This is a genomic window from Haliea atlantica, assembly GCF_054779855.1.
Genome location: NZ_BAAGXL010000044.1, coordinates 1 through 11,047, shown reverse-complemented (window position 1 = coordinate 11,047; position 11,047 = coordinate 1). Strand labels below are relative to the sequence as shown.

The following is an 11,047-nucleotide window of genomic DNA, read 5'->3' as shown; positions in this document are numbered from 1 at the left end:
TCAACTTCGATGCTGAGCTGTCGATTCATTGATTTCTACAGTTTTTCAACGGCCTGCTAGAGACATCCTGGACGAGCCGATAGCAGTCTGCGAAGGAAGGGCCGCCATCCTCCTGATACTTGCGTTCGTGGCCGAAACCCAGTGCCTGACAGAAATCTTCCTGATGCAGTCTCGCCATCTGACCGCTACCCAGAAGGTGCCGATCATAGCGCTCAATCAATGCATAGTGCGTGTCTGCTATCGAGCGCAGTTGGATATCAACTACAGGCAAACCAATAGCGCCTGCCAGCAGTGTCGTGAAGGTTTCGTAAGCGGGCAGGTGGCGGTAATCGGATAATTCGAATTTGAGGATATGGCTGGAAGGCGATTCTTTTTTAGGCAACCAACAGGCACCATTCTTGATCAACACCGGACACTTGTCTTGCGCTCCGGCCAGAGACAGACGGGGACGTTCGTTTTCAGTCCATGTATAAACCTGACCACGGCGTGTCACAAGCTTGGCGAGTTCTTGTTCCGAGAGTTCGTAATACGCGTATTGTGTGGAAGGTTTCTGTTCTGCCTGGAGAATCGACAAGGCCCCGGCGCATTCACCGCCGATGGCTCTGAGCAGATCAAAATCGGTATTGGCGATCTTTAGATCGCGGATAACCTGATCACGAGCACCACCTTCCGGGAGGAGGTTGGCGAAGAAGCGGTGGGCGAGTCCCTCTTCCGGCACAAAGTCTTCCTGTCGCAATGGCAACCTATGGGAGATGGCAAATCCGCCTTGGGTAAGCCATTCCTTTTCGTAGCGGAAGCCAATCAGGCCTTGGGTGTTGCGCCACAAATAGCCAACGAGTCGCTGATCATTCCAGACGTTGAGACCATCCGGATCAAGCATGGCCTTCTCCCTCTTGTGAGGACGACGGCTTGGACACGGCAACCCTGCGCGGCTGGATGACCACCTCCAGTCCCAGGGTGCGCAGCGCTTTTAGCACTTTGCCCAGCTCCGCAGTTTCCTTGCCACGCTCGAATTCGGATAAAAAGCGGGTGCTCAGGTTACCCAGCCCCGAGATCGTTTCCAGCGTCAGTTTTCTCTGTTTCCGGTGAGCACGCACCAGCTTGCCGAGATCCTCAGCGGATCGGATTGCACCGTATTGCACCTGATCGTGAGCCATAATATATCCAAAAAATGAGCGTACGGTAAAAATTAGCATGCAGACGCAGCTAAATCAACAAATATTTACCGTACGGGATAAATATCAGGGTATTGGCTTGCTTGAGTAAGAATATATCCCGTACGGTAAAAATTGTCGGTCGCCAGCGTACAGCCCCATGGTGGTTCCAGTGTAACCGTGGGTCGAACAGATTTGTCTGTTCAATTGCCATGACAGGTCGCAGACCTGGCGTGGTGGTTGATGCGAACGAAGCCCTCGTCACTGCTTAGCGAAGCGGGGTAGTGACGAGGGCGGCGGAGCACGGAACGACAACGGATTGCGCTCGGATTGATGCGTTCCCAGCGAGTTCGCTCTAACTATACTAGCGGCCAAGAAACGTAAACAGTTCCATACGCGGCCACGGCGGTAACGTGGATGAGGATTGTCGCCCTCGCCATCAAAAATGGCAAAAACGGCAACGGCGCCAGCCGAGCTATCCTGGCGCACAGCATCAGCTGCAGCTCATCTTCAATGTTTCCTCAATAACAGGACGTTCGTCCTCACTTCAATCTGGCTAACGCCACCTCAAACGCGGCTCGCAAGCAGTCGACTTTTCAACGCGCCGTCTCATCGACGGTTTCTTTCAACTCGCGGACCGATGGTTCCGCTCATTTAAAAGGAGGTGAAGTACTCACCATCGCAACTGACTCTTAGAGTCCATTGGTTTACCCGGCACCATCTTCAGCAGAAGAGCAGCCAGGTTGCCTGCGACCAGGCTTATCAGGTCGAACGGGGAGTAGTGTCCCTTGACCCTTCCGCTTCCGCGGACCCAGTCAGGCTACGAGCCTGTGGTTGGTCAGAAACACTTACCAGAGAAGGAAAGTACACGATGAGAGACCTGAACTACCAGTTGAAACAGTTGTGCAAGCGTAATCGCGATGGCAGTTACAGTACGCAAGCCAATCGCGCACGCATCCTTAATCAGATTGCCAATCAGCTGCAGGAGATGGGGTATCGGCGCATGACTACCCGATCCCTAAAGCCGAAGCACGTGGACGCCCTGGTGAAACGCTGGTTCAGCGAGGGCATGGCGGCCGGTACCATTAAAAACCGTATGAATTGCTTGCGCTGGTGGGCTGCCAAGGTGGATAGACGCAATGTTATCGCCCGATCGAATGAGTTCTACGGCATTCCCGATCGGCAGTTCGTCAGTCAACACTCCAAGGCGGTGGTTGTCGGTAACAATGCGTTGAGCAGCGTTAAAGATGAGCATGTGCGAATGACTCTGGAGTTACAGCGCGCCTTCGGATTGCGCAGGGAGGAGGCGATCAAATTTATCCCAGCTTATGCCGACCAGGGTGATCACGTTCGCCTGAAAGCCACCTGGACGAAAGGAGGCAAGACGCGGATCGTGCCGGTGCTCACCCAGGAGCAGCGCGCCGTCTTGAACCGTGCCCACCGACTGGTGGGATCTGGTTCCCTGATTCCACCGCAGAAAACCTACATCCAGCAGCTGCGGACCTACGAACGTCATACCACGCAGGCAGGTTTATCAAAACTGCATGGCCTGCGCCATGCGTACGCCCAGTCACGCTATCAGGCGTTGACCGGTTGGGCCTGTCCTGCGGCGGGTGGACCGGTCGCAAACAGTTTAAGCATTGAGCAACGACAGCAGGACCATCAGGCACGACTCACCATCAGTCGCGAATTGGGCCACGCCCGCGAGCAGATCAGCGCTGTGTATTTAGGGCGATGAGTTTGGGCCGAGGCGTCTCATGGATAAGCACGACACTCACCGAGTGGATTAACCATTCACGCCAGAAGATCACTTGGCGATCATGATGCCATTCATCACGATCGAGGCCAAAACATGTCTTCGTTTAAACATCACGGAATCCCTCGTCTCCTAACGATACTGGTGTGCTGTTCTGGTGCTGCCGTCGGGAGCCATTCGGTAGTGGCGGCAGAGCGGCCCGTCACAACAATGACCACGCTGACCCAAACGGGTCGCTATTCAGTGATGGTCGCTCAGCCGACCGCCGGGCAGCGGGATCTGTTATCGGTGACGAGAGCGATCACCATTCCAGGCGACATCGAAAATGTGGGGGAGGCTTTCCACTGGATGTTGCGAGATTCCGGCTATCGCCTGGCGGCCGATGCTGTGCTGTCGGAGGAGGCGAAAGCCATGCTGGCGCTGCCACTGCCAGCGGTGCATCGCCGCTTTGAGCCCATGCCACTTCAAACCGTGATGGGACTTGTGATCGGTCCTGCTTTTCATCTCATCCAGGATCCCGTTCACCGCCTCATTGCGTTCGAGCGTTGCTCGGAGTTTTCCGCCCCCAATGCGACGGGAGGTGCACAGTAATGGAAGCCTTTGTCATTGCCATCGTTTTTGTTACCGCATGGGTTATGGGTGCTGAGTCCAGGCAAGTTGATCCGGAACCGCGTGCTGAAAGCGAGGCGGTTTCGATCAGCGATCAGATAGACGATCGAGGATGCTCCGTGCGTGTTTGTGATCAGGGGTATCAGTTGATCATTCAGCGTGATCTGACCGTGCTCGTCGATCAACAGGTCAATAAAGATGGCCATTGAGCATCGCGTGAGAAAACCTGCCATCGCATTAATCGGGATCTGTCTTTGCATCACGTTGCCTGTGAACGCGGATACCCGGCAGGCAGCCGAATCACAATCTTCGAACACATTGGCGATTGAGCAATCTGCAACAGAACGTATCGACTCTCAAACGTTTCGTGCTGACCAGTGGGGATTAGATGAATCGGAATGGCAGCGTTACCAATCTTTGCTGCAGGGAATCCGGGGCAGCGTGAGTCCTGCGACCTTGTCACCCCTTGAAGTACTAGGCATCCACGCCCGCAGTGCCGATGAACGTCGGCGCTACGCTGAACAATGGGCAGTGATGATGCGTGACGATGCCGAGCGCATCCTGGCGTTTCAGCGGGCTTACGACGACGCCCAGCGGCGTCTGTTTCCCAGCGGTTTATTGATCGACCCGGGTGTTGCAGCGTCCACCAAGCCGGATCAAGGTCTGGCTGGAAAATTCGTGTGGCAGTCCTCAGACAGGGTGTTGTTCTTTACTGATACCCAATGCCCCACCTGTGATGCGGTGCTGGAGCGATTGGTCAGCCAGATCACACAGTTCTCCGGCATTGATCTGTACCTGATCGATGTGTTTGCCGGTGAGGAATCCCGCATACGCGACTGGGCGGCCTCGAAACAGATCGATCCTCAATGGGTGAGCGAGCACAAGATTACCCTGAACATCGACGCCGGTGCGCTCGATAAGGTCTCCGCACATACGGGTCTGCAAGGACACGATTTGCCCGTACTGATACTGCGGCGGGACGATCGCTTGACGCCCTTGCCGGTATCACGTTTCTAGCGGGCGCCGGTCATGGCGAATTGGCCGATCATAGCTTGCGTCATCGGTTTGCTGTGGTGGTCGACGGCCGCGCAATCGCAACCCGTGCCAGTGGGGTATCAGCAAGTCGCGAGCGAATACGGCCTGCCTCCGGGTTTGCTTTACGCGGTGGCCTTGACCGAGAGCGGACAAAGCTCACTCAGCGATGGACAGTTTCGCCCCTGGCCGTGGGCTCTCAATATTGATGGGGAAGGGCACTATTTCCCGTCGCGTCAGGTGGCATGGCGAGCACTGCAGGCGGCGTTGACGGAAACCAAAAATTCGGTGGATATCGGGCTGATGCAAATCAGTTGGCGTTATCACCGTTCGGTTCTGGGGTCATCCTGGCAGGCACTGGAACCCTACCACAACCTGCGCGTGGCTGCTGCGATCCTGCGCGACTGCTTCGCCGAGCACACCCACTGGATTCAAAGCGCCGGCTGCTATCACGCACCTAACGATCCTGCCCGAGCGGATCGCTATGGTCAGCGGGTCAAGGCGCACTGGATGCGGTTGACCGATTCATCACAGGAGGAAGGCCTTGAAAATCCCTAAACAACGATTGTTGCCAGCCCTCGTGCTCGGGCTGGTCATGAACTCTTCCGCATTGGCTGAGCTGGCGGTGATTTATGACAGTGGCCAGACCCGGCCCTTAGCGCCGTTACTCAGCCCACTTTTGTCAAAGAAGGCTCAATCGACCGCCCCGGCTGAAACGAGCGACCAGAATCTATCTTCAAAGTCCTTACTCGGTCCGGCGACTCTCAGCAATTTATTGCCCATACGGTCACCCGGATTGGCGGTTGGCGATACCGCCGATAGCCAACTGAATCCCGAAGCCCTGGCGCGTTTGGCGCAAGGGAATCCACGCCCCTTCTTTCTCATCGGCTCGGATGCGTTGTCATTGCAATGGCTGGCGACTCACCACGACACTCTCAAAGCCCTGGGTGCGGTGGGCATGTTGGTACAAGCCGATACCGAGGCGGATGTTCGACGGGTTGCTGAAGTGGCGCAGGACTTATCCATCACTCTGGGGTCCGGGAGTGATCTGGCCGCCGCACTGGGTATTCATCATTACCCGGTATTGATTACCCGTGATGGCATCCGGCAATGAGCCTGCATCCGATGGAAGCGCTGTTGCGGCCTCCCGTGGAGTTGTGGTCCACCTGTACGGCGTTTGCGGCGGGTACGCTGGCCTGGCTCGCCCCCTGGGCCTTGATGATGCCACCGGGTATCGCAATGGCCACCAGCCTGACCTTTTTCGGTTTTGGCTTGTGGCGGGGCCGTCAAGCATGGCGTGTGTTGCGCTACCAGCATCACATGAAGCGGCTGCCGGATTACCACGTGCGGGCAAACCAGATCCTCGTTAGTCGCCATAAGCTGTTTTTGGGCAAAGGTTTCCGCTGGACCCAGCAACACACCCAGCGTCTGCGCGATACCCTGAAGCCCGAGGTTCAACGTTACGTTCAACCGGGCACGTTATACCAGTGGGCGCGACAAAAGGAAGTGGCCTGGGAATCGATTCCTGTCCTGTCTTTGCTGGCCAAAGCCCTGCGTAGTCGCAGCCGCTGGAACCCGCTGGCGCCACTACCGGCCGTCGGCGGCAAGCCCGCCCTGCACGCGGTTGAGCCGCAAGAGCAACCCGTGTGGATGGATCTGGGCGAACGGGTCGGGCACACGCTGGTGCTGGGCACCACGCGCGTCGGTAAGACACGCCTGGCGGAACTGCTGATTACCCAGGACATCCGCCGGGGCGATGTCGTCATTGTCTTCGATCCGAAAGGGGATGCCGATCTGTTGCGTCGCATCTACGCCGAGGCGAAGCGCGCCGGTCGGCTGGACGATTTTTATCTGTTTCATCTCGGCTTTCCGGAATTGTCGGCGCGTTACAACGCCATCGGTAACTTCTCCCGCATTACCGAGGTCGCGACCCGTATAGCCAATCAGTTGCCCAACGAGGGCAACTCCGCTGCCTTCAAGGAGTTCGCCTGGCGCTTCGTCAACATCATTGCGCGCGCCTTGGTGGCTCTAAAACGCCGGCCGGACTACCAGCAGATCCGTCGCTACATCAACGACATCGAGCCCTTGTTTGTGGAATACGCCGGCCACTGCGCCGGTGTGGCCGACATCGAAGCCTGGGCGTCTCTGGTTGAAGCGCGCGCGGCGGATATCAAAGAGCGCAACCTGCCCAATGCCCTGCGTGGGCGGTCGATGGAAGCCATCGCCTGCATGCGCTTGCTGCAGGAGAAGGCCATTTACGATCCCGTGCTGGACGGACTGATTTCCGCGTTCAAATACGATAAGACCTATTTCGACAAGATCGTCAGCTCCGTCGGCCCGCTGATGGAAAAGCTGACCACCGGCACCATTGCCGGGCTGATCTCACCGGATTACCAGGACGAGCAGGATGCGAGGCCGATCTTTGAATGGATGGATGTGGTGCGCCGCAAAGGCATTGTCTACGTCGGACTCGATGCGCTGACGGACACCACGGTGGCCAGCGCCGTGGGCAATTCCATGTTTGCGGATCTGGTGTCCGTCGCGGGGCATATCTACAAGCACGGTGTCGCGGCTAAGGATACTGATGCGCCAGACCCGGAAACCAAATCACGCTCGACCCCCACCATCTCACTGCATGCGGATGAGTTTAACGAGCTGATCGGTGATGAATTCGTGCCGCTGTTGAACAAGGCGGGCGGGGCAGGCTTTCAGGTCACGGCCTACACCCAGACCTGGTCGGACGTCGAAGCGCGTATCGGTAGTCGGGCCAAAGCGGGGCAGGTGGCCGGTAACTTCAACACTATGCTGATGCTACGAGTGAAGGAGTTGGATACTGCCGCCATGCTGACCGAGCAGTTACCGCGGGTTGAAGTCTTCACCCTGATGAGTGTCTCCGGCGTCGATGATTCGTCGGATCCCGGTTCCGGGGTCGACTTCAAATCCCGCAACGAAGACCGGATCAGTGTCTCGGAAGTGCCGATGCTAACTGCCGCCGATATGGTCACACTACCCAAGGGGCAGGCTTTCGCTTTACTGGAAGGCGGTCAGCTCTGGAAAATCCGCATCCCGCTGCCGGACGACCGCGAGGATACGGCCATGCCCGATGACTTTGAGGCGATAGCCGAGGCCATGCGCCGCAGCTATGTCACTAACGATCACTGGTACCGGGTCACCGACCACTGGTGGCACGCCGTCTCCGAGGCCGCGATCCGACCCTCAGACGCCGGTGAGCAGGCTTGAGCACGGTGGAGCCCCGCGATCCCCGACGGCCGGTTGCACAGCCGGGTACTGTATCCCGGTTGCTGACGGGCATCGCCCAGTGCCTCAAATGGCTGTTTCTCTCCCTGTTGTTCTCCATTCTGGTGGAGTGGATCGGCATGGCGTTCTGGTGGGAAGAGCAAGGACTTGGCCACAGTCGACAGATGCTGGTGAACGAGTTGCAGTTCCTCGGCACCGACTTTCATCGCAGCTGGTTAACCGCCCAGCCGATGGTGTTCGCCAGTAACCTCTCGGATCGCGTCTACCAGTTTGCCTTCGAGTGGACGGGGCTCGTGGATCTGATTCATTGGATCACACCGGTACCGTCTGCGGAGGAGACCGGTCTGAGACCGGTGCTGCACCGGTTTTACCGCCCCGTCGCTGACTATGTGCTGGCGGGTATGCAAATCACCCAGGTCTTTGCGGTGCGACTCGCCATCCTGACGCTGGCCACGCCGGTATTTGGACTGTTCACCCTGGTGGCGCTGGTGGATGGACTGGTGCGGCGCGACCTGCGGCGCTGGGGCGGCGGCAGGGAAAGTTCTTTCGTGTACCACTACGCCAAGAAAGCCGCCATACCGCTGATCATTATGGCCTGGGTGTTGTACTTGGCGCTGCCGTTCAGTTTGCACCCGTCCTGGATCATCCTGCCATTCGCGCTGGCCTTTGCCTTCGCCGTCACCATCACCGCCAGTACCTTTAAAAAGTACCTTTAATACAAAGTCATCGAACCAGTTGACTGTACCGTTACAGTCTGCTAGGCTGCATTTAAGCACTGTAAAGGTACAGTCTGAATGCTGTTTAGGAGGTAATCATGATCGCTCAAGCCGAACAACTGCTGCAACGCGGTTCCAGTGTCACCAGTTCACTGCTGCCGGCGATTTTCACTATCTTCAGCCAGTGGCGCCTCACGGGTGCCCAGCAGATGACGCTACTGGGGCTCAGCAATGAGAAGACCCTCTATAACTGGAAGAGCCAACCCGAGAAGGCCAAGCTGACGCGAGACCTGTTGGAACGGGCCAGCTACATTTTGGGGATCTACAAGTCCTTGCAAATCCTGTTGCCTGATCAGGTGCTGGCTGACCAGTGGCTGGCTACTCCCAACGACAACCCGCTGTTCAATGGCACGGCGCCGCTGGACCGGATACTCGCTGGTCAGGTGGTCGACCTGGCCGTGGTCAGGGATTTTCTTGATGCGGAGCGGGGTGGCTGGTGATCGCTATCGATACGCTACCTAGTAGCGAGGTCAATGAATCGGTCTATCGGATCATCCTGTCCCGCTACCCGCAGATCCACCTGTTCGAGCGCGTCTCCAACGCACAGGATTGGGATGTGCTCTACGCTGTCGAGTCCCTGACGAATCCCAGGCTACGGGATGAAGTCGGTGATATTCGCCTGGTGCCGCCGGAAGACCGGGTCTACGGCGACGGCGCGTCCTGGATCATGGCCGCCTTCACCCACCCGCCAGTCGATGGCCGAGGCGGTCGCTTCAACCGGGACTTCGGCATCTATTACTGCGCCGCCGATGAAGCGGTCGCCATCGCCGAATCGTCCTACCAACGGGCGCGATTCCTGCGTGAGTCCCGAATCGACAAGACCACTCAGGAAATGCGTGTGATTCGCGCACAGTTGGGGCCGACAACTCTCCATGATGTACGACACCTGTTTGGGGACGCCATCTACGACCCCGATCATTATGGCGAAGCCCAGCAGCTCGGTTATGCGTTACGTGATACCAAAAGCTTTGGTGTTCACTACCAAAGCGTGAGAGCGCAAGGGGAGTGCTACGGAGTAATGCGTGCCCGAGCGCTGTCCGATGCGATCCACTGGCGTTATCTGCGCTACCACTATGACCAGGGAGCGATCGTCAACGTCGAATCTATCGATGGCACTGGCAGGAGGTGATGGCAATGTATAAAGAACTGCTGTGGATCTTCGCCCAACTCCCGGACGATTATATCGTCCTCGACAGCGAAACCACCGGACTCCCTGACGAAAACGGCCTGCCGAATATCGTGACACTGGGCATCACCGTGGTAAGAAATCGAAAGAAAGCGGCATCCGTCGAATTTAAAACACGGCCACAAAAAAACATTTCAGAAGAAGCGCAGTCGATACACGGCATTAGCAACGAACAGGCTACAGAATTTGATGCCTTTGATTCTCAATGGAACCAGATTACCAACTATCTAAAAGATCAGCTCATCGTCATTCACAACGCCAGTTTTGACTGGCCGATCCTGCTGGATCACGTCGCCCGATACGGTTTATCAATGCCGCCAATTCAAGGTGTTTTTTGTAGTCAGAAAGCAGCTATTCCCTGGGCGCAGGCAATGAACCTGTCGTGCAGCCACAGAGGACCGTCGTTAGATACTCTGACAAAAGTATTGGATGTTGAAGATCTTAGAGCTAAGCGTAATGGGATTCATGGAGCAAAAATTGATAGCAAACTAACGTATCACGTGGTGGAAGTGATGAAACAATATGGCTTAGATTCAAACGATTAGTGAATAACCACTGGTTCTTTAGATGCATTGATCCCAATGCCAATGTGTGGGAAGTCGTGAGATCAGATTGTAAATTGATGGAGTAAAAATGAAAATCAGAAGGCTGGAAGTCCTCAACTTTAGGGGAATTAATAAGCTGGAATGGAATCTCCGTGATGAGAGGATTTTCTGCCTTATCGGGAAAGGTGATTCCACAAAAACAACAGTTCTGGAAGCAATTCGCTGCGTCTTTAGCCCTCAATGGAATCACACATTCAGCGATTCCGATTTCTATCATTGCAATACTGACAACCCGATTCAAATCGAAGTCATCATCGGTCAGCTGACATCCGAGTTCTGCGCCGAGAAGAAGTACGGTGCGCATCTTCGTGGCTGGAGTAAGAGCCAGTTCAGTCTAAATGACGAACCAGAAGACGATGACGAACCTGTTCTTAATGTCAGACTTGTGGTTGCAAAAGATCTTGAACCGAAGTGGAAGGTCATTACCGATCGTAATCCTGACGGGGTGGACTTCAAGGCCTCAGATCGAGCAAAAGTCGGTGTTGGTTTAATCGGAACCTACAGCGATAAGCAGCTCACATGGGCTGCTGGGACTGCACTAGCCAAGATTACAGAGGCCGATAACCTCAATGAGTCGCTTGTGGAGGCGACGCGTGCAGCAAGGATCTCGCTAGCAGGCCGTTGAAAAACTGTAGAAATCAATGAATCGACAGCTCAGCATCGAAGTTGAT

14 protein-coding genes are annotated in these 11,047 nt (G+C 56.1%); 12 read left to right on the top strand and 2 right to left on the bottom strand.

Translation table 11 applies throughout. The annotated features are described in order from the left end of the window. Window positions 1-25 precede the first annotated feature (25 nt). Window positions 26-880: a HipA domain-containing protein gene (locus ACYVGS_RS17940; RefSeq protein ID WP_460590061.1), complete on the bottom strand. Its 855-nt coding sequence runs from the start codon at window positions 878-880 to the stop codon at window positions 26-28. Next, window positions 873-1,157 (bottom strand): helix-turn-helix domain-containing protein, encoded by a 285-nt coding sequence (locus tag ACYVGS_RS17935; protein ID WP_460590060.1) that lies wholly within the window; start codon window positions 1,155-1,157, stop codon window positions 873-875. The genes ACYVGS_RS17940 and ACYVGS_RS17935 overlap by 8 nt, the downstream gene beginning before the upstream one ends. An 868-nt stretch (window positions 1,158-2,025) precedes the next feature. On the opposite strand from ACYVGS_RS17935, the gene ACYVGS_RS17930 reads away from it, so the two are divergent. The 12 genes from ACYVGS_RS17930 to ACYVGS_RS17875 all read left to right on the top strand — a co-directional run bounded on the left by ACYVGS_RS17930 (window position 2,026) and on the right by ACYVGS_RS17875 (window position 11,001). After that, entirely contained in the window at window positions 2,026-2,892 is an 867-nt protein-coding gene (locus ACYVGS_RS17930; RefSeq protein WP_460590059.1) for a phage integrase N-terminal domain-containing protein, read from the top strand. A 228-nt stretch (window positions 2,893-3,120) separates the two neighbouring features. Further along, on the top strand, window positions 3,121-3,501 hold the full coding sequence (gene pilL2, locus ACYVGS_RS17925) for a PilL N-terminal domain-containing protein (protein WP_460590058.1): 381 nt from the start codon (window positions 3,121-3,123) through the stop codon (window positions 3,499-3,501). After that, a complete protein-coding gene (locus tag ACYVGS_RS17920) occupies window positions 3,501-3,728 on the top strand; it encodes a hypothetical protein (protein WP_460590057.1) in 228 nt (75 codons plus the stop codon). Before pilL2 ends, ACYVGS_RS17920 begins: the two co-directional genes overlap by 1 nt. Further along, complete coding sequence (locus tag ACYVGS_RS17915) at window positions 3,718-4,536, top strand: TIGR03759 family integrating conjugative element protein (protein WP_460590056.1); 819 nt, start codon at window positions 3,718-3,720, stop codon at window positions 4,534-4,536. Before ACYVGS_RS17920 ends, ACYVGS_RS17915 begins: the two co-directional genes overlap by 11 nt. A gap of 12 nt (window positions 4,537-4,548) precedes the next feature. After that, window positions 4,549-5,109 (top strand): lytic transglycosylase domain-containing protein, encoded by a 561-nt coding sequence (locus ACYVGS_RS17910; RefSeq protein ID WP_460590055.1) that lies wholly within the window; start codon window positions 4,549-4,551, stop codon window positions 5,107-5,109. Next, the gene (locus ACYVGS_RS17905) at window positions 5,096-5,665 is read left to right on the top strand and encodes an integrating conjugative element protein (protein WP_460590054.1); all 570 of its coding nucleotides are present in this window, start codon (window positions 5,096-5,098) and stop codon (window positions 5,663-5,665) included. The genes ACYVGS_RS17910 and ACYVGS_RS17905 overlap by 14 nt, the downstream gene beginning before the upstream one ends. Then, on the top strand, window positions 5,662-7,791 hold the full coding sequence (gene traD, locus ACYVGS_RS17900; protein ID WP_460590053.1) for a type IV conjugative transfer system coupling protein TraD: 2,130 nt from the start codon (window positions 5,662-5,664) through the stop codon (window positions 7,789-7,791). The genes ACYVGS_RS17905 and traD overlap by 4 nt, the downstream gene beginning before the upstream one ends. 5 nt (window positions 7,792-7,796) lie before the next feature. Continuing rightward, a complete protein-coding gene (locus ACYVGS_RS17895) occupies window positions 7,797-8,525 on the top strand; it encodes a TIGR03747 family integrating conjugative element membrane protein (RefSeq protein ID WP_460590062.1) in 729 nt (242 codons plus the stop codon). Window positions 8,526-8,623: 98 nt separating this feature from the next. Beyond that, window positions 8,624-9,025, top strand: a complete 402-nt coding sequence (locus ACYVGS_RS17890; RefSeq protein WP_348431041.1) for an MbcA/ParS/Xre antitoxin family protein — start codon at window positions 8,624-8,626, stop codon at window positions 9,023-9,025. Then, the gene (locus tag ACYVGS_RS17885) at window positions 9,022-9,714 is read left to right on the top strand and encodes an RES family NAD+ phosphorylase (protein WP_460590052.1); all 693 of its coding nucleotides are present in this window, start codon (window positions 9,022-9,024) and stop codon (window positions 9,712-9,714) included. Before ACYVGS_RS17890 ends, ACYVGS_RS17885 begins: the two co-directional genes overlap by 4 nt. Window positions 9,715-9,719: 5 nt before the next feature. Then, window positions 9,720-10,316: a 3'-5' exonuclease gene (locus tag ACYVGS_RS17880; protein WP_460590051.1), complete on the top strand. Its 597-nt coding sequence runs from the start codon at window positions 9,720-9,722 to the stop codon at window positions 10,314-10,316. 88 nt (window positions 10,317-10,404) lie between these two features. After that, window positions 10,405-11,001 (top strand): ATP-dependent nuclease, encoded by a 597-nt coding sequence (locus tag ACYVGS_RS17875; RefSeq protein WP_460590050.1) that lies wholly within the window; start codon window positions 10,405-10,407, stop codon window positions 10,999-11,001. The last annotated feature ends 46 nt before the right edge of the window (window positions 11,002-11,047 follow it).